This window comes from Austwickia sp. (assembly GCA_016699675.1).
Classification (GTDB): domain Bacteria; phylum Actinomycetota; class Actinomycetes; order Actinomycetales; family Dermatophilaceae; genus Austwickia.
In genome coordinates this window covers 2,862,597-2,884,533 of sequence record CP064985.1, presented here as the reverse complement: position 1 = coordinate 2,884,533, position 21,937 = coordinate 2,862,597, and the positions used below count along the sequence as shown (strand labels likewise).

Genomic DNA, 21,937 nt, shown 5'->3' with positions numbered 1-21,937 from the left:
CATGACCGACACCGTCAATGCCTTCCTGCCGGCAACGCTGGCGCAGGGCACGTACATCATCGCGGCGCTGCTGTTCATCCTGGCCCTCGCCGGGCTGAGCAAGCACGAGTCCGCCAAGGGCGGCAACACCTACGGCATCTACGGCATGGCGCTGGCCATCCTCATCACGATCGTGGCGGCCGTCGGCGGGATTGACTACGCCCGCAACACGGCCGACCTGCAGGACCGGTCCGGCTCCGGCATGAACGGCATCCTGTTCATCGCCGTCGCTATGGCCATCGGCGCCGTCATCGGCATCTGGAAGGCCCAGAAGGTCGAGATGACCGGCATGCCCGAGCTGATCGCACTGCTGCACAGCTTCGTCGGTCTGGCCGCCGTGCTCGTCGGCTACGTCTCCTACTTCGACGCCCATGAGCGGATCGCCGAGGCCGAGCGCAACAACCACCCCTTCCCGGCCGACCTGGCCGGCTCGCTGGGCCCGATCCACAGCGGCGAGGTCTTCATCGGCGTCTTCATCGGCGCCGTCACCTTCACGGGCTCGATCGTCGCCTACCTGAAGCTGTCCGCGAAGATGAAGTCCGCCCCGCTCATGCTGCCGGCGCACAACATGCTCAACCTCGGCGCGATCGTGTTGTTCTTCATCCTCACGGCGGTCTTCATCAAGAGCCCGAACCTGCTCCTGCTCATCCTCATGACGGTCATCGCGCTGGCGCTTGGGTTCCACCTCGTCGCCTCCATCGGCGGCGGCGACATGCCGGTCGTGGTGTCGATGCTCAACAGCTACTCCGGATGGGCCGCGGCGGCCGCCGGGTTCATGCTCAACAACGACCTGCTCATCATCACCGGCGCGCTCGTCGGCTCCTCCGGTGCCTTCCTGAGCTACATCATGTGCAAGGGCATGGGCCGTTCGTTCTTCAACGTCATCGCCGGCGGCTTCGGCTCGGACGGCGCGGTCGTGGGCGAGGCCAAGGACTACGGCGAGCACCGCGAGATCGACGCGGAGGGCGCCGCCGAGATGCTGCTCGACGCCAAGTCGGTCATCATCACCCCCGGTTACGGCATGGCCGTGGCGCAGGCGCAGTACCCGGTCGCCGAGATCACCGAGGAGCTGCGCAAGCGCGGCTGCAACGTCCGGTTCGGCATCCACCCGGTCGCAGGTCGGCTGCCGGGCCACATGAACGTCCTGCTGGCCGAGGCCAAGGTGCCCTACGACATCGTGCTGGAGATGGACGAGATCAACGACGACTTCGACGAGACGGACGTCGTGCTGGTCATCGGCGCCAACGACACGGTCAACCCGGCCGCGCTCGACGACCCGTCCTCCCCCATCGCGGGCATGCCCGTGCTGCACGTGTGGGAGGCCGCGAACGTGATCGTGTTCAAGCGGTCGATGGCGACCGGCTATGCCGGCGTGCAGAACCCGCTGTTCTTCAACGAGAACACGCAGATGCTCTTCGGCGACGCCAAGGAGCGCGTCGACGACATCCACCGAGCGATCAAGTCTCGAGTCTCGGCCTGAGCTTCTTCCCCTCCCCTGCAGTAGTAGCTTACCCCTGATAGTTTTCGGACTATCAGGGGTAAGCTTATTTCTATGTGGATCGAGAACGGCAGCCCCGTCGCGACCCTGATCGGCGACGTCGTGGGGTCCCGGCGAACCGCCGACCGGACCGTCCTGCACGAGGCCCTGCTCGCGGCGATCCGGGAGGTCAACGCCGCCGGCCCGGTCGTGCCGCTGCGCATCACGCTCGGGGACGAGTTCCAGGGCGTCTTTCGCGATGTGCCGGCGGCCGTCGGCGCCATGCTCACCCTTCGGCTGCGGCTGCTCGGGGCGACCGGCCCGGCGGGCCCGGTGACCGACACCCGGTACGGGCTGGGGTGGGGCCCCGTGCAGCTCCTGGAGCCCGACACCGGGGTTCACGGCGTGCAGGACGGGCCCGGCTGGTGGTCGGCGCGCCGGGCGATCGAGGAGGTCGACCAGGCCGGGAGCCACCGCCGGGGCGGCGCGCTGCGGGCCCGGTTCTGCGACACCGCGGACCCCGACGCCAGACCGTACGCCGACGCCGGCGGCACCCCGCTGGCCGGCCTGGTCAACGCCACGCTGGGCACGCTGGACGAGCTGGTCGCAGGGTTGTCGGACCTCGACGTCAGACTCATCCGTGGGACGGCGGCCGGGCTCACCCAGAGTCAGCTCGCGGCCGCCGAGGGCATCACCCAGTCGGCGGTCTCGCAACGGCTCGCGCGCAACGGGAGCTGGGCGCTGCTGGCGGCGCTGCGCGCGTTGTGGGCTCCGGAGTCGGCGTCCTAGGTCTGCGGGAAGGGGAGGTACGTCGTGAGCTGGCTGGCGTTGTGGTTCCTGGCGCTCGCGTGCCTGGACCTGGCCCGGGGCGCACCCGGCCGTCGAACGCCGCTGACCGTCGGCGGCGTCGTGGCCGTGGCCATGTGGCTGCTCACCGGCCGGACCACCGTCGCCGACCTGCTGGCCCTGGGCGTGGCCCTGGCGTCCTTGTGGGCCTGGCTGGCCGCCAGCCAGGCGGCCCTGTCGGGGTCGCAGGAGCGTCCCCCGGGCGTCCGCCGGGCGGTGGCGACGCTCGTCGTCCCGGCCGCGCTGGCCACCCTGTGTGCCGGGTGGGCCCACCCGATCGACGGCCCCCTGGTGGCCTGGCTCGGCTGGGCGCATCCGCCGCTGCTCGCAGCCCTCTCCCCCGAGCGCGCCGTGGCCGCACTGGCTGCGATCCTCGCCCAGTGGGGCACCGGCAACGTCGTGGTGCGGCTGGTGCTGGCCGGCACCGGCGTACCGCGCACGAGCGACGGCGAGGAGTTCACCGCCGAGCAGCGACTCAAGGGCGGTCGGCTGCTCGGCCCGATGGAGCGCACGTTCATCCTCGGCCTGGGGCTCGTCGGGCAGCTGCCCGCGGCCGCCGTGATCTCCGCCGCGAAGGGCCTGCTGCGGTTCCCCGAGCTGCAGGCGGTGCACCGCGAGAGCCTGCTCGGCCCCGCCGGCACGCCGGTGCGTCCGCCGCCGGGGCCGCAGCGCATCGACACCGCGACGGAGTACTTCTTGGTTGGCACCTTCACGAGCTGGCTGTTCGCCGTGGTCTGCCTGGTCTGCCTGCGCTAACCGCAGGTCCGGCGCTTACTCCAGCGCGCTCACTTCAGCTCGGTCACTCCCGCCCGCTTACACCCGCCCGCATACCCCCGCGCGGTCACTCCCGCGCCCGCTTACTCCAGGGCGGCGTCGGTGAGTTCGGGCAGGAACAGGGCGGCGAGCGCGGCGATCGCGAACGCCGCGGCGAAGACCCCGAACGTCAGCGGCTGACCGCCCCAGCCGAGCAGGTAGGGCACCGACAGCGGGGCGATGATCGAGGCCAGCCGGCCGAAGGCGGCGGCGGATCCGGCGCCCGCGGCCGCGGATCCCGGTGGGATAGATCTCGGGCGACACGGCGTACAGGGCTCCCCACGCGCCGAGGTTGAAGAAGCTGAGCGCGAGGCCGGCCCCGATGATGGCGGCGTCCTCGCGGGCCCCCCCGAAGGCGAAGGCCGCCACCGCGGAGCCGAGCAGGAATCCCGCCAGCGTGCCCCGGCGGCCGACCTTCTCGATGAGATACGCCGCCAAGGCGTAGCCCGGGATCTGGGCGAGCGTGATGTAGAGCGTGTACTCGAACGACTTCACGACGGTGTGCCCCTGCGCGTGCAGCAGGCTCGGCAGCCACGAGAAGGCGCCGTAATACGACAGGTTCACCATGAACCAGACGCACCACAGGGCCGCGGTGCGCCGCCGGTACTCGGGAGACCACAGCTCCGCCGAGGCCCTGCGCGACCCCGCCTCCTGCGCGCGCCGGGTCGCGACCTCGGCCGCGGCGGGATCCTCGGGGGGCTCGACGCCCGCGGATTGCTCGAAGACCCGGACGGCCCGCTCGGCCTCGTCGTACCGGCCCGCCCGCTCCAGGAAGCGCACCGATTCGGGCAGGCCCATCCGCACGACCACGGCGTACAGCGTGGGCACGATGCCGACCAGCAGCGCCCACCGCCAGCCGTCGTCGGAGGTGGGGATCACCTTGAAGCCGATCAGGGCGGCGAGAATCCAGCCGACCGCCCAGAAGGCCTCCAGGATCACGACCATGCGGCCGCGGATGAGGCGGGGTGAATACTCGCTGACCAGCGTCGAAGCCACCGGCAGCTCGGCCCCGAGCCCGAGACCCACGACGAACCGCATGGCCATCAGCACCGCCACGGACTGGGCCAGCGCCGAGGCGCCCGTGGCGAGCCCGTAGATGAGCAGCGTCAGGGCGAACACCTGCCGGCGCCCGATCCGGTCGGCCAGCAGGCCGCCGACGCTCGCGCCGATCGCCATCCCGACGAAGCCGATCGACAGGATCCACGACGTCTGGTCCTTGTCGAGGTGCCACTGCACGGCGAGAGCGGTGACGACGAACGACATGAGCCCGACGTCCATGGCGTCGAGTGCCCACCCGATGCCCGAGCCGACCAGCAGCTTCGAGTGCGCGCGGGTGTACGGCAGGCTGTCGAGGCGCTCCGAACGGGTCGGCACCGGCCCGGAGCTCACGAGCCCCCGCTCGCGTCGCGACTCGGGGCACCGTTCCCCGCGGTGTCCTCCCCGGCCTCGGCCGCCGCCTCGTCCGCGGCGAGCGCGGCCTTGCGGCGCTCCAACGCCATGTCCTTCCAGTCCCCCGGGGGCAGGATGATTTCGGGGTACACCGGCTGCCACATGGCCTCGTAGACCCGCTGCACCGGGTCGTCGAGCTTGACCTGCGAGAGGCCCTCCTCGTATGCCGTCTCGGCCACCCGAATCGCGACCGTGCCGGAGACGCGGCGCAGCTGGGAGATCGAGGGCAGCAGGGACCGGCCGTACGGGGCGACGTCCACGATCTCGGCCACCGCCTCGGCGGCCGCGGCGATCATCCGATCCGACACCCGGCTCGCCTTGCTCACCACGACCCCGAGGCCGATCCCGGGGAACACGAGCGCGTTGTTCGCCTGGGCGATCTCGAAGCGCCGCCCGCCGTATTCCACCGGGGCGAAGGGGGATCCGGTGGCCACGAGCGCCTGCCCGTTGGTCCACTCGATGATGTCCTTGGGCACGGCCTCGGCCCGCGAGGTGGGGTTCGACAGCGGCATGATGATCGGCCGGTCCACGTGCGCGGCCATGTCCCGCACGATGGCCTCGGTGAACGCCCCGGCCCGGGCCGAGGTGCCGATGAGCATGGTGGGGCGGACGTTGCGCACGACATCGGCGAGCGAGATGTTGCCGGGGTCGTCGAGCTGCCAGGAGGCCAGCTCGTCCTGCGGGCGGGCGTACGGCTGCTGAAAGTCGCGCACCTTCTCGCCCAGCCCGGTGTGGATCAGGCCTCGCGAGCCCAGGCACCAGAACTGCCGGTACGACTCGGCCTCGCCCAGCCCCTCGCGGATCATCCGGTCGCGCATGAGGTCGGCGATGCCCACCCCCGCCGTACCGGCTCCGAACACGACGACGCGCTGCTCGCGCATCCGGCTGCCCGTCGTCTTCACGCCGGCGAGGGCCGCCGCGGTCACGACTGCCGCGGTGCCCTGGATGTCGTCGTTGAAGGCGCAGTAGCGGTGCCGGTACGTGTCGAGGATCCGGTGGGCGTTGCCCGCCCCGAAGTCCTCGAAGTGGATCATGGCGTGCGGGAACAGCCGAGTGGCGGTGGCGACGAACTGCTCGATGAACTCGTCGTACACGGCGCCGCGCCGGCGGCTGTGCCGGGAGCCCAGGTAGAACTCGTCGTTGAGCAGCTCCATGTTGTCGGTGCCCACGTCGACGACCACCGGAATGACGCGGCGGGGGTCGATCCCGGCCGCGGCGGTGTAGACCGACAGCTTGCCGACGCAGATCTGCACGCCGCCGACGCCCTGGTCACCGATGCCGAGGATGCCCTCGGAGTCGGTGACGACGATGAGGTCGCACTGGTCGGGTTCGAGGCCGTAGTTGAGCAGCGACTCCTCGATCTCCTCCGGGAAGTCGACGGAGGTGAACACCCCGCGCATGCGGCTGAACGTGTGGCTGAACCGCTCGATGACGTCGCCGATCGTCGGGGTGTAGACGATCGGCAGCATCTCCTCGAGGTGCTCGGACAGCAGCCGGTAGAACAGCACTTCGTTGCGGTCGCGCAGCCCGGCCAGGTAGGCGTACTTCGCCACCGGGCTGGACTGTTCGAGGTAGTTCTCGTAGCTGCGGCGCACTTGCCAGTCCAACGTGGCGACGCCGGGCGGCAGCAGGCCGGTGAGGCCGAAGGCGTGCCGTTCGGGCCAGGTGAAGGCGGTGCCGCGGTTGATCGTCGGCAGCGTCATGATCGTGCTTCCCCGGGTGTGGATCTTCAGCCGCTGCCCGCGAGGTCCGGGCACGAACTCGTAGTTCCGGTTCACCATGCGGTCAGCCTAGCCCCGCACTCCGGCCGAGTCGCCCATCGCGCCAGCTCAGCCGGGTGCGCAAGCCGAGCCGCGGAACGGCTCAGACCAGGCCCGCGAAGTCGGGTTTCTCCTTGGCGAGGAAGGCGCGCACTCCCTCGCGGAACGCCGCGCTGCCGTAGGCCCGTTCGAGGAGTCGCTCATCGTGGTCAAGGTCGCCGGCGTACGCCGTGATGTCGGCGAGCTGTTCCTTGGTGGTGCGCACCGTGCTGGGTGCGGCCTGCAGAAGCCCGCTGACGAGGGCCTCGACTTCCCGATCCAGATCGGCGCGGCTGTCGGACACCGCGACGAGGGCGCCGAGCTCATACGCCCGTCGCGCGTCCAGCAGGCGGCTTGCCAGCAGCATCTGCCGGGTCACGGACTCCCCGAAGACGTGTACGCACCGTTCGAGCAACGGCCGGGACAGGGCGTTGCCGAGGGTCCGGGCGATGGGATAGCCGAACCGGGAGGTGGTCGTGGCGACGCGCAGGTCGCAGTACGTGGCGACGGCCAGTCCCCCGCCGACGCACAGCCCGTCGACCGCCGCGATGCTCACCTGGGGGAGGCGCCCCAGGTCGGTGAGCAGGCGCCGGACGCGTCCCTCGTGCGCCACGGCCTGGGCGCTCTCCGTCATCGCCACGAACTCGGCGATCTCGTTGCCGGCGGCGAAGGCCACCTGTCCGGCGCCGCGAAAGACGATCACCCGGGCCGCGGCGTCGTCAGCCAGGGCGTCGAACAGCGCGCGCATCCCGTCGTACATCACGAACGTGAACGCGTTGTGCCGGTGCGGCCGGTTGAAGGTGACCTCGACGACCGCGCCGTCCTCGCGGCGGGTGACGAGCAGTTCGTCGGCGTGCTGAGCGGTCACGGCGGCCTCCTCGGGCGAGTTCCTACCGCCATCCTCGCCCTCCGCGGGCCAGCACGGCCCGGATCGCGTCCCGCAAGATCTGGGGCGCGGCGGTCATCGCCGGCCCGTACCAGGTCAGGGCCCGGCCGTCGATCAGCGCAGCCGGGACGTCGAAGGCCTCCGGCCCGTCGTGCGTGGTGAAGCGGTAGGGCTCGTCGGGCAGGAGAACCACCTCGTACGGCGTGCTCTCGGCGACCTGCGCCGGGTCGATGCGGGGATAGCGCTCGGCGTGGTCGGCCAGCACATGGTCGACGCCGATCCGGTCCAGGACGTCCCCGGCGTAGGTGTCTCGCCCCAGCGCCATCCACGGCCTGCGCCAGATCGGGACCAGCGCAGTGATCCGGCTTCCGCGCGCGACCGGCTCCGGGTCGGCCCAGGCGGCCACGGCGTCGTCGTACCAGCCTCGAACCGGCGCCGCCAGCACCTCGAGGAGGCGACCCAGCGAGGCCAGCGCGGTGGGGACGTCGCGGATGTCGGTGACCCACACGGGGACTCCCGCGTCGCGCAGCGCCGCGACGTGCTCGGGCTTGTTCTCCTCCTCGTTGGCCACGACGAGGTCCGGCGCGGCCGCGACGATGGCCTCCACCGCCGGGTTCTTGGTGCCCCCGAACCGCGGTACGTCGAGGTCGGCCGGGTGGGTGCACCAGTCGGTGGCACCGATCAGGGGGTGCGGACGGTCGCCGTACGACGTCGCGATCGCCTCGGTGAGCGAGGGGACCAGGCTGATAACCCGCTCGGGAGCGCGCCCCAGCGGGACGGGATGGCCCAGGTCGTCGCGGTCGAGGTCTTCGCGATCGAGGTCGTCGCGAATCGCGTCGTCGCGGTCGAGATCGTCCCGCAGGGTCATGGCCCTATCCTGCCGGGTCTCTCGCCCGGGTCCAGCTCGGCCCCGGGGTCGCCCAGCATGAAGCCGCCGATCAAGCCGCCAGAACTGTGGTGATCCCGACCCTTATCGAGGCCTCATCGGTGGCCTCATCGCACGGATCAGTGACTTCGCCTCGGCGGTCTGGGCGTGTTCCCCGCACTGCCGCGTCAGCCATCAGCACCAGGAAGTCAGGCCGGCCGGGCCCATGAGCTGCGCGATCAGGCGGGTCGGGCCCAGGCGCTGCGCGATCTGGCCCGGACCGGCGGTCGCGGACGACCTCGGGCGTTCAGGTACGCCCGCTCGAGGCGACGTAACACCTGGTCCTGGGAGTACTCGATCGCTCGTGGGGTGAAGCCGACGACCGTCACGCCGTACGAGCCCAGTTCTCCGTCCGCCTCGATCGTGGCGTCAAAGCCTGGGCCGTCGTGGAACTGCATCGAGTGCACCATGATCGCCAGACCGACATCGTCGAACCAGCCGTCGGGGGAGATCAGGGGCTCCGACGCGGGACCAAACAGCTCGGGATTGCACCACATGGACGGCAGGGCGGCCGAGGCCTCGACGAGCCGCGCGAGGCCCAGTTCCGGCATCGACCAGGCGCCAGCGGCGGCCGCCTGGATCGCACGAGTGACCACCGCAGAGTGTCGCCGGCCGAGCGCGTCGTTGACGTGGGCCAACCGGTCGAGGCTCACGAGGCGCCGTTGGACGGCCTCGATGACCAGCGCGGTCGCCGACTCCGTCCCGTGCTCTCGGGCCGCTGCGACTACGGCCCGTTCCGGCGAGACGAAGCACAGTTCGCCGCGGTGGCGGATCCGTCGGTCCGGCACCCTCGTGCGGCGGACCCGCACCCAGCGCGCTTGTCTCGTGCGGGCGGGCGCCGGCACATCGACCTGGATGACGCGGGGCGCACCGGCGTGAGTGAGCCCGTACCACCAGGCGGCGGCATGTCCGGCGATAGCCGCGTCCGGTCCGGCGTAGAGCAACGCCGCGAGCATGCGCTGCGACTGGCGCAGCGGGGACCGGTCGACGTGCAGGACGCCGGGAAGCACAACCTCCCAGTCGCGGCCGAGGGCCCACCGCACCGCCGCATCGGTCAAACCCCCCGACCGCGCCTGCCTGCGCGTCAACAAGCCCCACTGGCAGCGGATTGTGCGGGCGAGATCGTCGGGAAGGTCCATGCGGCCAGTTCACCGTGTCTGGCCCCTTCGTCGCCCGCCAGGCGATTCGACCTGTGGGCGAGGCTGGGTGGTCGGCTGGGTGTGGACGGGAGCGGTTGGTGCCTGCTCGACCGGTTCGAGCGGCGCGCTGTGAAGCGCCGGCGGGGACCGGAAGCCAGCGGACGCGGCCGCCGATCGAGCTGGCGGATGAGGCCGCCGATCGAGCTGGCGGATGAGGCCGCCGATCGAGCTGGCGGATGAGGCCGCCGATCAAGCCGCCAGAACTGTCGTGATCACGACCTGGACCGAGGCTTCATCTGCGTCTTGATGCGCACCAGCCGTTCGGCCGTCGTAGCGGACGACCTAGCCCCGCCGCACCCTGCGGAGACCGTGACCGTTGGTGACCTGCCCTTTTGGTACCAAGGTACTAAACGGGCAGGTCACGAACGGTCGGCCCTTACGCTCCACGGTGATTCGACGCCAGGATTGCCAGCCATGACGCGTCTGCCATGGCGGGGGCTGGGAACGCTCATCATCCTGCTTGCAGGGTTGTTGCTGATGCTCCCGGGTGGGGCGATGGCCGCCTCAGCAGAGGGCGTCATCTCCCCCGAGAGCGCCAAAGCCAGCTCCGACGATCCCCCCAAGGTGACATTGGCTCTGGTCAATGCGACCGGTCAACCCGTGAGCCTCGACCCCTCACTCGAGGCGAGCCCTGGCTGCTACGCGAAGGCCGAGCCAGGCACGATCGGAGCCTGGAAGACCGACACGGTCACCGTCACCTTGCCGAAGGGCTGCGACGTTACGAGCACGCGCCGGCTCCTCCTCGGTGCGGGGCTGGGTTCCACGCTGATCAAGCCGGCCGACCCCACAGCCCCCGAGGGGGCCGACATCTACGCCAAGAGCGCGACCTCGGCGTTGGTATCGCTCCTCGTCCCCGCCTGCTACCTCATCGCGCATTGGCGTGGCGACGCCGGAAAGCGTTCCGCTGCTCAGCAACACACGCGTGCCCTCGTGGTCGCTGCCCTCACAAACCAGGTTCGCGAGCTAAATCAGGACGCGCTCAAGCGCTTCCTGAAAGCGTCTTTCCCCGAGAAGAGTTCGCCATGGACGCCCCTTCGAGGGCTGGCCGCGACCTGGTCGTTCAAGGACTCCTGGCTTGCGAACATCAACACGGCCTCCGTCGGCGTCGTCACCCTTGTCGCGACGACGGGGGCGTTGGACGCGGTCTTCGGGCCACAGGCGAAGGCCGTGGGTTTGTTTCTGGCGCTCCCCGCAGCGGTGGGCGCCGTCCTCGTGGCGCTCGCCATCGCGGCTCTGAGGGCGTTCGGCCCGGACCCGAGTGGCGTTACCGTTCTTGGCTTCCTGATCGCCGCGGCACTGGGCCTGTTCGCTACGGTCTTCAAAGTCGCCACGGCCACGTGGGCCGTTTTCGCCACGGCGCCGGTCCATGACGCGCTCAAGTTCTTACTCGTGGTCGCCGGTGGGGTGGGCGTCGGGTTGACCGTCAAGTACGCAGCCACCGGCTGCCGCGCCACCCTTGTCAAGGGGCTTTCACACGAGCTGGGCACCGAGTCCGACACCCTCAAGGCCGCGTGGCTTATCGCCCACGCCATCCGCCCTGAGACGGCCCCCATCACCGAGCCATCACCCATCGTGGAACGGCCCTGGGTCATCGCATTCTGCGACGCGGCGGACACGCTACGAGCGTCGGACAGGCCAGGGGCGGCGGAGGCAGGGTCGTCGTCCCGCGCCGACTGGCAGCTTGGCAACTACCTCCTACCGGGTCGCGGAGACACGTCGAGTCGAAGGTCCGCGTTGTTGTGAGGCGGCGCCCGGGGGCTCAGCCGCTGGTCGTTCACGTGGCCGGGCGGCCCACGACGCGACTCTGGCGGCGGGAGGCGCCGTACGACGGAGGGGACGGTGACCAGAATGGCCACGATGGCCAGCCCTTACGCGAACCACGGCGGCCGATCAGAGATCAAGGACGAATCGCAGCGCCTGATCGACGGCGGCAACGTCGTCACGCGGGAGCATCCCGATCTGCGCGGCCAGCCGGTCTGTCGACACGACGCGCAGTTGATCGCACCGCGCAAAGGACGTGTGCTCCAGTCCGCTGCTGCCGGGCTCTAATTCAACGTGGCTGCGCAGGCCGTAGGACGCGGACGTGATGGGCACGATCCCGACGAGCCCGCCCGGTCCATTGTTGAGGATGTCGACCGACACCACGACGGCCGGTCGGCGGAACGCCGGCTCGTGGCCGACAGGCCGCCCCAGGTCGACGTAGTACACCTCGCCGCGCCAGATCACGCCAGGGCATCCCATTCCTGCCGTTCGGCCAGGTACTCGCGCCACCGCTGTGGATCATTCCTCAGCCTCTGGTAGTCCTGGTTGAGCCCGCGCAGAAACTCCTCTCGCTCCAGCGCGTCGATCGCGGCATGCAAGACGTCGATCACGGTCGTTTGGCGGGCCTTCGCGAGGGACGCAAGGCGCTCGGAATCGGGCCGCCGCACCCGGACTGTGGTGGTGTCACTATTGGCCATGGAGCCATTGTAGACGAAATGTAGACGCGCTTGTGCTTGGTCACCGTTCGACGAGGCGACGCAGGGCGGCCGGTGGCTCGAACAAGAAGGTCAGGCCGGATCGTCTCGCTGCGATCTCCAGGCCGAGGCAGGCCAGCGCGACGACGGCGGCGATGGCCAGACTGGACCACACGACGGTGACGTCTACGTGCTCCCAGAACGCGAGGCGTTGGGTCTGTCCCGCGACGGCCAGGCCGAGCAGCCCGATGATTGGCCAGTGCAGCACGTAGATCGAGAACGTACGTCGGCCGACCCAGGAAGCAGGCGCCCGGAAGAAGCGCCATCGTGCCAGCCCGAGAGCTGCCGCCATCAGGCACACCACGGCGCCCAGTCGGGTGACAGTTCTCCCCAGGGGTCAGCTGCAGGAGACGCTCGGCCTGCGCCATGTCGCTGTCGTCCCGTGGCACGAGCGCCACTTCCAGGTCGAGGCCACATATCCGGATCTACCGGCGGACGTCGTCAAAGCTGGGCGAGGTGGCTTTGGACTCCCACCGGGCGATCCCGGCTGAGCCGTCCTCGCTCGCTCGGCGAGCTCGGCCTGGGTCAGGCCGGCCCGCCGCCTGGCCTCACGAATCAGATCTCCCGCTCGCACCCACTCGCGATCACAGAGTGTGTTATCTCGTGTCGGGGGTCCATTCGTCCACATCGATCCGGTCGCTTCCCTGAACCGCTGCCGGAGTGGGCGGTCCGTTGGCCGAGTTAGGGTCGAAGAATGAGCGTGCCACCCCCGGTCGGCGTCGTCGTGCGTGAGGGTATCGAGAGCGACGAGGACGCCATCGGCGCAGCCTTCGAGGACGCGTGGGGCGGACCCATCGTCGTTTCGCATGGGGTGACCTATGACCTGCGGGCACTTCCGACGTACGTCGCGGTGCACGACGAGGGACGCGGTCCTGTGGTCGCGGGCGTGTTGTCGTACGTCGAAGCCGCCGACGGCCTGGAGGTGGTGGCCGTGAGCGCGGTGACGCGGTCGGCGGGGGTGGGGTCGGCGCTCCTCGCGGCGGCGGAGACCCACGCCCGCCGGCTGGGTTTGCCGCGGCTGTGGCTGGTCACGACCAACGACAATCTGGACGCGCTGCGCTTCTATCAGCGCCGCGGCCTGCGCATCGTGGGCGTGGCGCCGGGCGCCGCGGACGAGGCGCGCCGGGCGAAGGCGGCCATCCCGGGAGCCGGGGCGGTCCCTCCGGTCGGCGACTACAACATCCCGATCCGCGACGAACTCACCCTGGAGCGACGCTTCGACTGACGACCCGACCGTAGGCGACCGAGCAGTACCTGTGCACGTCAGGCCGTACGGCGTCGCGATCGCCGCACCACGCGCTCCGGCCGGCGCGGGAGGTCGAGGGGGTGGCCGAGGTCGTCCAGCCTCGGGGCCGACGAGGTTATGCCCGACTCGCGACCGCTGGCGCGGTGACTCCGGTCACGCGCCGGCGCAGCGCCCGCGGGGGCTCGAAGAGGAAGGTCAACCCCGCCCGCTTGGTGATCGTCTCGACCGCGAGGGCAGTGGCGGCGATGACCGCGGCTACGACGAGGCTCGACCAGACGACGATGAGGTCCGAGGCGAGCCACTGCGCCAGTGGTTCGGCGGAGGCGACGCACGCGAGGCCGAGGAGCCCGATGATCGGCCAGTGCAGCACGTAGATCGACAGGGTTCGCCGCCCGACCCAGGCAGCGGGCACGCGGAGGAGACGCCACCGAGCCAGCGCGCGGGCCGCCGCCATGAGGCCGATCACCGCGCCGAGCCGCATGGCGGTGTTGGCGAGATAGACCCACGGTCCGGAGAGCACCTTCCCCCCGATGAGGACGGCGCCGGCGACGAACGCGAGCACGCCGGCGACGACGGCGCGACGCGTGGCGATGATCTGCGCGACGCGGGGTCCGACGACCACGCCGAGCGCGAAGTAGAAGGCGAGGTGCGGCACGCCCGTCCACGCCGCGGCCGTGTCGGTGTCGCGGATCTCCTCTAGCCAGCCCACGACGAACAGGATGCCCAGCACCAGCCCTGGCGGAACGCGGCGCGCGAGCGCGAGGACCGTGACGCAGAGGGCCAGCCCGTACACGAACCACAGCGGACCATCCTGGGGAGCCACCAACTCACCGGGGAGTTGCGCCCAGGAGTGCACGGTCGAGGTGATCATGATCCCCTCGTGACGCGGCACCCCGAGTTCGAGAGCGACGTAGGCGATCGTCCAGAACACGTAGAGGTAGGCGTTGGTGACGATGGACAGCCGGGCGCGCGGGTTGCCCACCCCGGACCGGATCTTGGACCCGGCCAGCCAGCCGGACAGGAACAACAGCAGCGGCATCCGCAGGTGCCCGAGGACCTCGTAGTTGAGTCGGTCCCACAGCGTGTAAAGCGGACGCCCGGACTCGGGGCCAGCCACGGGAAAGACGAGCCGATAGCAGACGTGGGTCAGCACCACGGCCAAGACGCAGGCGCCACGGGCCATGTCGATCCAGTCGACGCGGCGCTTCTCAACCCTGGTCGGCGGGTCCGCCGTGGGCGCCGGCTCGGCCGTGGGCGCCGGCTCGGCCGTGGGCGCCGGTTTGGCCTCGGCCGTCCCGGCGTCCGCCACGAAGCTCGCTCGGCCCCCGTTGATCATCCCGTCCCCCGACATGTCTGCCTCCCCAAGGCATCGCCGTTTTGGGCCTTTTGCTCCCGGGTGGTCATTCTCCGGGACGAGCGTCCATGGGTGTCAAACCGACTGGGTTGGGCGTGGTCGTCGATGGATCGGCGGACTTCCTCGGCCCCGGATCGCCGGTTCTCATCCGCGTCTCATCCGCGTCTCATCTGCGGCTCAGCCACGAACACCCGGCTTCGCCGCGACCGGCCGGTGACGGTCGAACAGCACGAAACGGCCCCTGGTCAGCAATCTCGCTGATCAGGGGCCGTTTCCGGGGGTGGTGGCAGGTCAAGGATTCGAACCTTGGTAGCTTTCGCGACGGATTTACAGTCCGCTCCCATTGGCCGCTCGGGCAACCTGCCGTGCTCGCCGCAGCGCGCCCGGACAGCATAGCAACCCGTGGCCGGGGGCAGTCCAATCGCTTCCGGGGCCGCCCGCCACGAGCCGGGGTCGCACCGCGCACGGGCGCACTCCCGCCGCTCCGGGAGGCGGGACGGGGAGCCCGCCCCGCGTCGGGCAGAATGAGCCGACCCCCCGACGCCGGCGCTGCCGTCGCGTCCCCGGCACCCAGACCCGCGAGGTGGCTCATGGCCGACAGCTCGTTCGACATCGTCAGCAAGGTGGACCGCCAAGAGGTCGCCAACGCCCTCACGCAAAGCCAGAAGGAGATCGCCCAGCGGTACGACTTCAAGGGCGTCGGCGCGAGCATCGAGTTCAGCGGCGAGGACGTCGTGGTGATGAAGGCGAACAGCGAGGAGCGCTGCCTCGCCGTCCTCGACGTCTTCCAGACCAAGCTCGTCAAGCGGGGGGTTTCGCTGAAGTCGCTGGACACCGGCGACACGAAGCCGCGGGCCTCCGGCAAGGAGTACCGCCTCGAGGGCACCCTCAAGAACGGCATCAGCCAGGAGCACGCCAAGAAGATCAGCAAGCTCATCCGCGACGACTTCCCCAAGACCGTCAAGGCGCAGATCCAGGGCGTCGAGTTGCGGGTGACCAGCAAGAGCAAGGACGACCTGCAGGCCGTCATGGCGATGCTCAAGGGCGCCGAGCTCGACGTGGCGCTGCAGTTCACCAACTACCGCTGAGGTACGTGGTGATCGGGGCCGTCGTCGAGGTGATGCTGCCCGTCGTCCTCGTCGCGGCCGTCGGGGCCACGCTGTCCCGCTTCTTCCCGCTGGACCTCGACACCATCGGCAAGGTGGGCCTTTACGGGTTCTTCCCGTTCCTCGCCTACCAGAGCATCGTCACGACGACGGTGTCGGCGCAGACGGGCCTCGTCTTGGGCCTGGCCTACCTGGCGGTGACCGGCGCGGGCGCGGCGATCGCGTGGGCCGGCGCCCGCGGCTATCCGCGCGCCGAGCGACGCGGCATCGTCGCCGGCGTGGCCCTGGGCAACAACGGGAACTTCGGCCTGCCCATCGCGCTCCTGGCCCTGGGCCGCGAGGGGCTCGACCAGTCGCTGGTCATCTTCGTCTGGTCGATGGTCGTGATGTTCACGGTGGGGCCAGGGCTCCTGGGCGACCACGCCGACCTGCGGGGGGCCGCCCGCACCGTCCTGAAGCTGCCCGTGCTGTGGGGTATCGCGGTCGGATTCGTCGTGCGCGCCACCGGCGTCGGCGTACCGCTCGGGCTCTCCCGCGGCATCGAGCTGCTCGCCCAGGGCGCCATCCCGATCGTCCTGCTCGCCTTGGGGGCACAGATCGCGGCGACCTCCGGCGCGCGCCCCACCCGCACGGTCGGCCTCGTCGCGGCGACCCGGCTGCTGCTCTCCCCCGTGCTCGCGGCGGGTATCGGTGTGGCGTTCGGGCTGCACGGCACGGCCCTCGCCGCGCTGGTGCTGGCCAGCGCGATGCCCACGGCGGTGAACGCGTTCATGATCGCGAGGGAGTACGGCTCCGGGGCTGACACGCAGGCCTCAGTCGTGGCGCTCAGCACGCTCGCGAGCGTGGTCACGATCCCCGTGACGATCACCCTCCTTCCGCTGCTGCCGTAGGACGCTGCCGGATCGGGGGGCCGCTGGGCGACGCTCGGCGGGGCGGAGAGCGCACGGTTCGGCCGCCGGGTCGCCCGCGGTCGCCCCGCGGTCACACCCGGCCGAATCGGCCGCACCGTGTACGCCGTTCGCCGCGGGCCTTCCCCACCGGGCTCCCCGCGGTCGACTCGTGCGGCGGACCTCTGCCCCGCCTGCTAGGAAAGTCCGCATGACGACGACGTCCGAGAGCTACCGAGCAGCCCGGGACTTCCTCCTGGAGAACCGCGAGAACTACGACAAGGCCGTGGCGGAGTTCCGCTGGCCCGACATCACCGGCACCTGGAACTGGGCCACCGACTGGTTCGACGGCTACGCGCGCGGCAACGACAGGACGGCGCTGTGGATCGTCGAAGAGGACGGATCCGAGGAGAAATTCACCTTCGACCACATGGTGACCCGCAGTGACAAGCTCGCGGCCTGGCTGGTCGAGCAGGGCATCGGCAAGGGCGACCCCGTCATCCTGATGCTGAACAACCAGGTCGAGCTGTGGGACTCGATGCTCGCCATCATGAAGCTGGGCGGCGTGATCATGCCGACGACGACCGCCTTGCAGGCCGCCGACCTGCAGGATCGGGTCCAGCGCGCGGGCGCCAAGGCCGTCATCGCCAACCCCGTCGACGCCGGCAAGTTCTACCGCATCGCCGATCAGCACCCCGACGTCATCCTCATGTCCGTGGGCGAGGGACCCGAGGGCTGGGCCGACATGCGGGCCGCCCAGGACCGCGCCGAGGCGCCCGCCTGGACCGCGCAGACCCAGGCCGAGGACCCGCTGCTGCTCTACTTCACCTCCGGCACGACGTCCAAGCCCAAGCTCGTCATGCACACCCAGGTGAGCTATCCGGTGGGGCACCTGTCGACGATGTACTGGGTCGGGCTGAAGCCCGGCGACACGCACCTGACGATCGCCGGCCCGGGCTGGGCCAAGCACGCGTGGAGCTGCTTCTTCGCGCCGTGGATCGCGCAGGCGTGCATCTTCGAGTACAACTACACCCGCTTCGACGCCGCGGCCCTGTTGGGGCAGATGGAGCGGGCCGGGGTGACCACGTTCTGCGCGCCGCCGACGGTGTGGCGGATGCTCATCCAGGCCGACATCAGCGGCAAGCAGGGCTCGCTGCGGGAGATCATCGGTGCGGGGGAGCCGCTGAACCCCGAGGTGATCGAGCAGGTCAAGGCCAAGTGGGGCATGACGATCCGAGACGGCTTCGGCCAGACCGAGACCTGCGCGCAGGTGGGCAACTCCCCGGGCCAGCCGGTCATCCCGGGCTCGATGGGCCGGCCCCTGCCCGGCGTACCGTCCGTGCTGATCGACCCGGTCTCGGGCGAGCCGACGCAGACCGAGGGCGAGCTGTGCCTCGATCTGTCCGCCACGCCGGTGGGCCTGATGGCCGGATATCAGGGCGACGACAAGCGGGCCGCCGAGTCGATGAAGGGCGGCTATTACCACACGGGCGACATCGCCAGTAGGGACGAGCACGGCACGGTGACCTTCATCGGCCGCACCGACGACGTGTTCAAGGCCAGCGATTACAAGGTGTCTCCGTTCGAGCTGGAGTCGGTGTTGATCGAGCATCCGGCGGTCGCGGAGGCGGCGGTGGTGCCGGCGCCGGACGAGGTGCGGCTGGCGGTGCCGAAGGCGTACGTCGTGCTGGCGGCGGGCTGGGAGCCGAACGAGGACACGGCGTACGAGATCTTGAAGTACGCCCGGGAGCACCTGGCGCCGTTCCAGCGGGTACGGCGGCTGGAGTTCGGTGAGCTGCCCAAGACCGTGTCGGGCAAGATCCGCCGGGTCGAGCTGCGCCAGCGTGAGGACGAGTTGGCCGGTGCGGGTGCGCGCGCCGACGGTGAGTACCGGGACGACCAGTTCCCGGGGCTTCGCGGTTGACGTCGATCTAGCGAGCGCAGCGAGCGATGAGGAGTCAGCCAATCGAGCACGGCTGACGTCGATCTAGCGAGCGCAGCGAGCGATGAGGAGTCAGCCGATCGAGCACGGCTGACGTCGACGGGCATTCTGAGCTGGGCAGGGCGCCGCAGCTCGGCATGGCCGCAGCGGGGCCCCGCCTGTCACGATCTTGGCGAAGGGGAGAATGTGGGCATGACTGCCTCTGCCCAGGCCCCGAGGACCGCCCGGCCCCACGTCGTCGTCGTCGGGACCGGCGGGACCATCGCCGGCTCGGTGGCCGCAGCGACAGGAGTGGCCTACCAGGCGGGGGTGGTCTCGGTCGACGACCTCCTCGACGCCGTACCGGGGCTCGGCGACATCGCCCGGGTCAGCTACGAGCAGTTCTGCCAGATCGACTCCTGCGACATGACCTTGGATCGCCAGGTGGGGTTGGCGCGGCGGGTCGCCGACATCGCGGCTCGTGACGACGTGGACGGGGTCGTCGTCACGCATGGGACGGACACGATGGAGGAGACGGCGTACCTGCTGCATCTCGTGCTGCCCGGCCCCACGCCGGTCGTCCTGACCGGCGCGATGCGGGCGGCGGATGCGCCCGGCGCCGATGGCCCTGCGAACCTGCTTGCTGCAGTTCGCACCGCTGCGTCGGCGGCGTCGGCGGGGCTGGGTGCCCTGGTCGTGATGGGCGAGGCGATCCACTGCGGTCGGGAGGTGGTCAAGTCTGGGGCGGCCCGGGACGCGTTCGCCTCCGCAGCCGGTCCGCTGGGGTGGATGACGGCGCGGGGCCCGTCGTACGCCGTCCGCCCCGCCCGCCGGTACGGCGCCGGCAGCGCCTTCGACCTCGCGTCGCTCCCGGCGCAGCTGCCGGCGGTAGAGACCGTGTACGGGCGCGCGGGCCTGCCGACGGCGATCCTGCGGTCGGCTGTGGACTCAGGGGCGAACGGGATCGTGTACGTCGGACACGGTGGCGGCAATGTGCCCCTCGACGTGCGCGGACCACTCGCCGAGATCGCCGCGCGAGGCGTCCCCGTCGTCCGCGCCACTCGGGTTGCCGACACGGTGGTCGCGCGGGATAGCACCGTCCCTGACAGCGCGTTGGGCCTGATCGCCGGGGGTGACCTGAACCCGGCGAAGGCTCGGATCCTGCTCGCCCTCGCGCTGAGCCAGACGATCGACGCCGACGCCCTCCAGCGGATCTTCGACTCCCACTGAGCGCCGGGTAGCGGGGACGGTCGCCGACCCACCGGATACCGCTGCGCCGCGTCCGCCGCCCAGGCTCACGCTACCCGGACCGCCTGATATCGCCAAGGTCGCTTGCTCTGCGGAGTCGCTGAGATGGATGGGCGCGCAGACCTGGCAGCCCTGCGCGTCGGTGCGCTCCTCCGCCGCCCCAAAGAGCGAAGGAGTTAGTCTTCCAACGAAATCCGCCCGGACTCCGGCCCGTGTCGGGCACTGCTGCGGGCGGCGAGGCCGGACGTGGACCCAGCCTGACGCCGGGCCAGGTCGAGCGCTGGGGCCCGCCCGCCCCATGAACGCGGACGAGGGGGAGCGATGAAGGGCATCCAGGGCGCGTCGCCGTCGACCGGGACGACGAAGCGGCGGTTCGGCGGCTCGCGTGAGCGTGGGACTCACCGGTGGACCTCCCCCGCTCGTGAGGCGCCCCCCCCGGAGGGGCGGCGCGTCACGAGGGGCACCGGGTGGCCACGCGTTGTCGTGGCGCTGGCCCTCTTGGCGGTCCTGATCGTGACAGCCGGACAGGCTCGGGAACTGCGCCGGAATGGGTTCATCCCGGTCGATTCCGAATGGCTCATCAGCTACGGCGGCGGTTTTCATCGCCGCGGCCTCTTCGGGTCGATCTATATGGTGCTGTTCCCTGACGGCACGGCTGGGCTGTGGCTGCTTTTCGCCCTGCAGACCGCGCTGTGGTGGCTGCCTCTGGGGTACGCCGTGTGGTGGATCCACCAATGCGGGTATCGCTGGTTCGCCCTCGCTCTCACGCTTTCACCGGGGGCCTTCATGTTCCCCGTCTGGGACGCCGGCGGCTTTGGTCGCAAGGGGATGCTGGGGCTGAGTGCGCTCACGCTCGTCGCCATCGCCGGAAGAGCTCACCGGCCCGCCCTGAGATGGCTTGGTGTCGCCTGCGCTGGCCTTCTCTTCCTGGTCGGGGCATTCTCCTGGGAGATGACCGCGGTCATGCTGCCCGCGATGATCTTCCTGCTGCGGCGCGTCGCTGGAGGCCGAGCGCAGGTCGCTCTCCGAGCGGGTTTCGTTGCCATCGGCGCGCTGGGGCTGCTCTTGGGCCTGGCCTTTCCGGGGACCACGGGCCATCGGGACGCCGCATGCTCCGCCGTGGTCGCTCAAGGGGTTACCGACCAGGTGTGCAGTGGCGTCTTGCGCTATATCGGCGAACCCGTAGCGACCATTCGGGCCGAGATCGCGCACGCGTACCCCACCTACCTTGTCTATATCCCGCTCATCCTGCTGTCCGTGCTCCCCCTGGCCACCTCGCGGTGGATGCAGCGCCATGCCGTTCTCGCGGGAACGTCGCTGCTGATGATCGCCCCCCTCTTCGCCGTGGCCGTGGACTACGGGCGGTGGACGAATGTCGTCGTGCTCGAACTGCTCATCTGCCTGATGAGCTCCGAACACCGCCCACGGTCCACCCTCGGTTGGAATGCGCCGCTCACGGTGATCTACCTCGGTTCCTGGGCGCTGCCGCACTGGATCCACACGAGTCTCGGGCCCATGAGGTGGGGCGGTCTCATCGCCGTCATCGCGCAGCTGTGGTCCTCGGGATGAGCCCGGTGCGGGCGGGCGTGGGGGACTCTGTGCACGACACGACCACCGCACCCGTCCGGTGTCAGTCGGTGCCGATCCGGTCCACCTGCTGATGCAGGGTCTCGGCGAGGTAGGACAGCCCACCGCGCCCCCCGGCCGCCTCAGCGATGCCAGCCACGTTCATGTCAACTTCGCGAATGACGGCGTTGATCCCCGCGAGGGCTTGGCCGGCCGCGTCTGCGGCGTCGTTGGCGGCCTGCACCTGTACCTCGATTTCCAGCGAGGAGCGCGTGGTCTCGTCCGCGAGGTTCTTCACCTCATTGGCGACGACCGCGAAGCCCCTACCCGCCTCGCCGGCACGAGCGGCCTCAATCGTGGCGTTGAGCGCCAGTAGCCGGGTCTGCGCGGCGACGCGCCCGATCAGTCGTGTGGCTTCATCGATCTCGGCGCTGGTCTGGGCCAGCCGTTCCATCGTTGTCAACGCCTGGTCGGCCTGGGTGACCGCCGCGGTAGCGGACTGCGCCAGTGCATCCGCGGAGGCGCCGAGTTCGGTGGCCGCGCCAGCCACCTGGGTGGAAATGTCCTTGGCCGCCGCCGCGATCTCGCGCTCCTCGGCCTCCTTCTCCGCAAGTGCAGCCGCAGCCCGTTCCATCTGGGTCTGCCCGAAGTTGACCCGCT

Annotated in this window: 19 protein-coding genes, 1 tRNA gene and 1 pseudogene; 10 read left to right on the top strand and 11 right to left on the bottom strand. The window is 70.3% G+C overall.

The features are described 5' to 3' along the window. Position 1: 1 nt before the first annotated feature. The 3 genes from pntB (at position 2) to IPK37_13130 (ending at position 3,118) form a co-directional block, all read left to right on the top strand. Positions 2-1,519 (top strand): Re/Si-specific NAD(P)(+) transhydrogenase subunit beta, encoded by a 1,518-nt coding sequence (pntB, locus tag IPK37_13140; GenBank protein QQR99905.1) that lies wholly within the window; start codon positions 2-4, stop codon positions 1,517-1,519. A gap of 105 nt (positions 1,520-1,624) precedes the next feature. After that, positions 1,625-2,305 (top strand): RNA polymerase subunit sigma-70, encoded by a 681-nt coding sequence (locus tag IPK37_13135; GenBank protein QQS02863.1) that lies wholly within the window; start codon positions 1,625-1,627, stop codon positions 2,303-2,305. Between the two features lie 24 nt (positions 2,306-2,329). Further along, the gene (locus IPK37_13130) at positions 2,330-3,118 is read left to right on the top strand and encodes a hypothetical protein (GenBank protein ID QQR99904.1); all 789 of its coding nucleotides are present in this window, start codon (positions 2,330-2,332) and stop codon (positions 3,116-3,118) included. A gap of 101 nt (positions 3,119-3,219) precedes the next feature. Here the strand turns inward: IPK37_13130 and IPK37_13125 are convergent. The 5 genes and pseudogenes from IPK37_13125 to IPK37_13105 all read right to left on the bottom strand — a co-directional run bounded on the left by IPK37_13125 (position 3,220) and on the right by IPK37_13105 (position 9,373). Then, positions 3,220-4,549 (bottom strand): annotated as a pseudogene (locus tag IPK37_13125) (MFS transporter). 11 nt (positions 4,550-4,560) lie between these two features. Beyond that, positions 4,561-6,405: an NAD-dependent malic enzyme gene (locus IPK37_13120; protein QQR99903.1), complete on the bottom strand. Its 1,845-nt coding sequence runs from the start codon at positions 6,403-6,405 to the stop codon at positions 4,561-4,563. A gap of 82 nt (positions 6,406-6,487) precedes the next feature. Then, the gene (locus IPK37_13115; GenBank protein QQR99902.1) at positions 6,488-7,291 is read right to left on the bottom strand and encodes an enoyl-CoA hydratase/isomerase family protein; all 804 of its coding nucleotides are present in this window, start codon (positions 7,289-7,291) and stop codon (positions 6,488-6,490) included. Positions 7,292-7,313: 22 nt separating this feature from the next. Continuing rightward, positions 7,314-8,177, bottom strand: coding sequence for an ABC transporter substrate-binding protein (locus IPK37_13110; protein ID QQR99901.1), 864 nt, complete (start codon positions 8,175-8,177; stop codon positions 7,314-7,316). 236 nt (positions 8,178-8,413) lie between these two features. Beyond that, positions 8,414-9,373: a hypothetical protein gene (locus tag IPK37_13105; GenBank protein QQR99900.1), complete on the bottom strand. Its 960-nt coding sequence runs from the start codon at positions 9,371-9,373 to the stop codon at positions 8,414-8,416. Positions 9,374-9,847: 474 nt separating this feature from the next. Between IPK37_13105 and IPK37_13100 the strand changes: the two genes are divergently transcribed. After that, positions 9,848-11,176 carry a hypothetical protein gene (locus IPK37_13100; GenBank protein ID QQR99899.1) on the top strand — a complete coding sequence of 443 codons (1,329 nt, stop codon included), beginning with the start codon at positions 9,848-9,850 and terminating at the stop codon, positions 11,174-11,176. A 147-nt stretch (positions 11,177-11,323) separates the two neighbouring features. Here the strand turns inward: IPK37_13100 and IPK37_13095 are convergent, their stop codons facing one another. The 3 genes from IPK37_13095 to IPK37_13085 are packed head-to-tail and all read right to left on the bottom strand — an operon-like array spanning position 11,324 to position 12,241. Further along, positions 11,324-11,659 (bottom strand): type II toxin-antitoxin system PemK/MazF family toxin, encoded by a 336-nt coding sequence (locus IPK37_13095; protein QQR99898.1) that lies wholly within the window; start codon positions 11,657-11,659, stop codon positions 11,324-11,326. Beyond that, complete coding sequence (locus tag IPK37_13090; GenBank protein ID QQR99897.1) at positions 11,656-11,892, bottom strand: hypothetical protein; 237 nt, start codon at positions 11,890-11,892, stop codon at positions 11,656-11,658. The genes IPK37_13095 and IPK37_13090 overlap by 4 nt, the downstream gene beginning before the upstream one ends. Positions 11,893-11,932: 40 nt before the next feature. Continuing rightward, entirely contained in the window at positions 11,933-12,241 is a 309-nt protein-coding gene (locus tag IPK37_13085; protein ID QQR99896.1) for a hypothetical protein, read from the bottom strand. Positions 12,242-12,643: 402 nt separating this feature from the next. Between IPK37_13085 and IPK37_13080 the strand changes: the two genes are divergently transcribed. Continuing rightward, positions 12,644-13,174, top strand: coding sequence for a GNAT family N-acetyltransferase (locus IPK37_13080; GenBank protein ID QQR99895.1), 531 nt, complete (start codon positions 12,644-12,646; stop codon positions 13,172-13,174). 136 nt (positions 13,175-13,310) lie between these two features. Here the strand turns inward: IPK37_13080 and IPK37_13075 are convergent, their stop codons facing one another. Beyond that, positions 13,311-14,546, bottom strand: coding sequence for an acyltransferase (locus IPK37_13075; GenBank protein QQR99894.1), 1,236 nt, complete (start codon positions 14,544-14,546; stop codon positions 13,311-13,313). A gap of 284 nt (positions 14,547-14,830) precedes the next feature. Next, a tRNA-Tyr gene (locus IPK37_13070) sits at positions 14,831-14,914 on the bottom strand. A gap of 225 nt (positions 14,915-15,139) precedes the next feature. Here IPK37_13070 and IPK37_13065 point away from each other — a divergent pair. The 5 genes from IPK37_13065 (at position 15,140) to IPK37_13045 (ending at position 21,280) form a co-directional block, all read left to right on the top strand. Then, on the top strand, positions 15,140-15,637 hold the full coding sequence (locus IPK37_13065) for a YajQ family cyclic di-GMP-binding protein (protein QQR99893.1): 498 nt from the start codon (positions 15,140-15,142) through the stop codon (positions 15,635-15,637). A gap of 8 nt (positions 15,638-15,645) precedes the next feature. After that, on the top strand, positions 15,646-16,545 hold the full coding sequence (locus IPK37_13060; GenBank protein QQS02862.1) for an AEC family transporter: 900 nt from the start codon (positions 15,646-15,648) through the stop codon (positions 16,543-16,545). A 208-nt stretch (positions 16,546-16,753) separates the two neighbouring features. Then, a complete protein-coding gene (locus IPK37_13055; protein ID QQR99892.1) occupies positions 16,754-18,466 on the top strand; it encodes an AMP-binding protein in 1,713 nt (570 codons plus the stop codon). Positions 18,467-18,676: 210 nt separating this feature from the next. Beyond that, entirely contained in the window at positions 18,677-19,693 is a 1,017-nt protein-coding gene (locus IPK37_13050; GenBank protein ID QQR99891.1) for an asparaginase, read from the top strand. A gap of 501 nt (positions 19,694-20,194) precedes the next feature. Beyond that, a complete protein-coding gene (locus tag IPK37_13045; protein QQR99890.1) occupies positions 20,195-21,280 on the top strand; it encodes a hypothetical protein in 1,086 nt (361 codons plus the stop codon). A gap of 61 nt (positions 21,281-21,341) precedes the next feature. Here IPK37_13045 and IPK37_13040 read toward each other — a convergent pair whose 3' ends face one another. Then, a complete protein-coding gene (locus IPK37_13040; protein QQS02861.1) occupies positions 21,342-21,911 on the bottom strand; it encodes a hypothetical protein in 570 nt (189 codons plus the stop codon). Positions 21,912-21,937: the final 26 nt, after the last annotated feature.

Bases quoted from the DNA above. Each gene is read 5' to 3' on its own strand.
- IPK37_13105 (QQR99900.1), bottom strand. From the start codon at position 9,373: ATGGACCTTCCCGACGATCTCGCCCGCACAATCCGCTGCCAGTGGGGC.
- pntB (QQR99905.1), top strand. From the start codon at position 2: ATGACCGACACCGTCAATGCCTTCCTGCCGGCAACGCTGGCGCAGGGC.
- IPK37_13065 (QQR99893.1), top strand. From the start codon at position 15,140: ATGGCCGACAGCTCGTTCGACATCGTCAGCAAGGTGGACCGCCAAGAG.
- IPK37_13110 (QQR99901.1), bottom strand. From the start codon at position 8,177: ATGACCCTGCGGGACGATCTCGACCGCGACGACGCGATTCGCGACGAC.
- IPK37_13100 (QQR99899.1), top strand. From the start codon at position 9,848: ATGACGCGTCTGCCATGGCGGGGGCTGGGAACGCTCATCATCCTGCTT.
- IPK37_13085 (QQR99896.1), bottom strand. From the start codon at position 12,241: ATGGCGGCAGCTCTCGGGCTGGCACGATGGCGCTTCTTCCGGGCGCCT.
- IPK37_13040 (QQS02861.1), bottom strand. From the start codon at position 21,911: ATGGAACGGGCTGCGGCTGCACTTGCGGAGAAGGAGGCCGAGGAGCGC.
- IPK37_13120 (QQR99903.1), bottom strand. From the start codon at position 6,405: ATGGTGAACCGGAACTACGAGTTCGTGCCCGGACCTCGCGGGCAGCGG.
- IPK37_13055 (QQR99892.1), top strand. From the start codon at position 16,754: ATGACGACGACGTCCGAGAGCTACCGAGCAGCCCGGGACTTCCTCCTG.
- IPK37_13080 (QQR99895.1), top strand. From the start codon at position 12,644: ATGAGCGTGCCACCCCCGGTCGGCGTCGTCGTGCGTGAGGGTATCGAG.
- IPK37_13050 (QQR99891.1), top strand. From the start codon at position 18,677: ATGACTGCCTCTGCCCAGGCCCCGAGGACCGCCCGGCCCCACGTCGTC.
- IPK37_13090 (QQR99897.1), bottom strand. From the start codon at position 11,892: ATGGCCAATAGTGACACCACCACAGTCCGGGTGCGGCGGCCCGATTCC.
- IPK37_13075 (QQR99894.1), bottom strand. From the start codon at position 14,546: ATGTCGGGGGACGGGATGATCAACGGGGGCCGAGCGAGCTTCGTGGCG.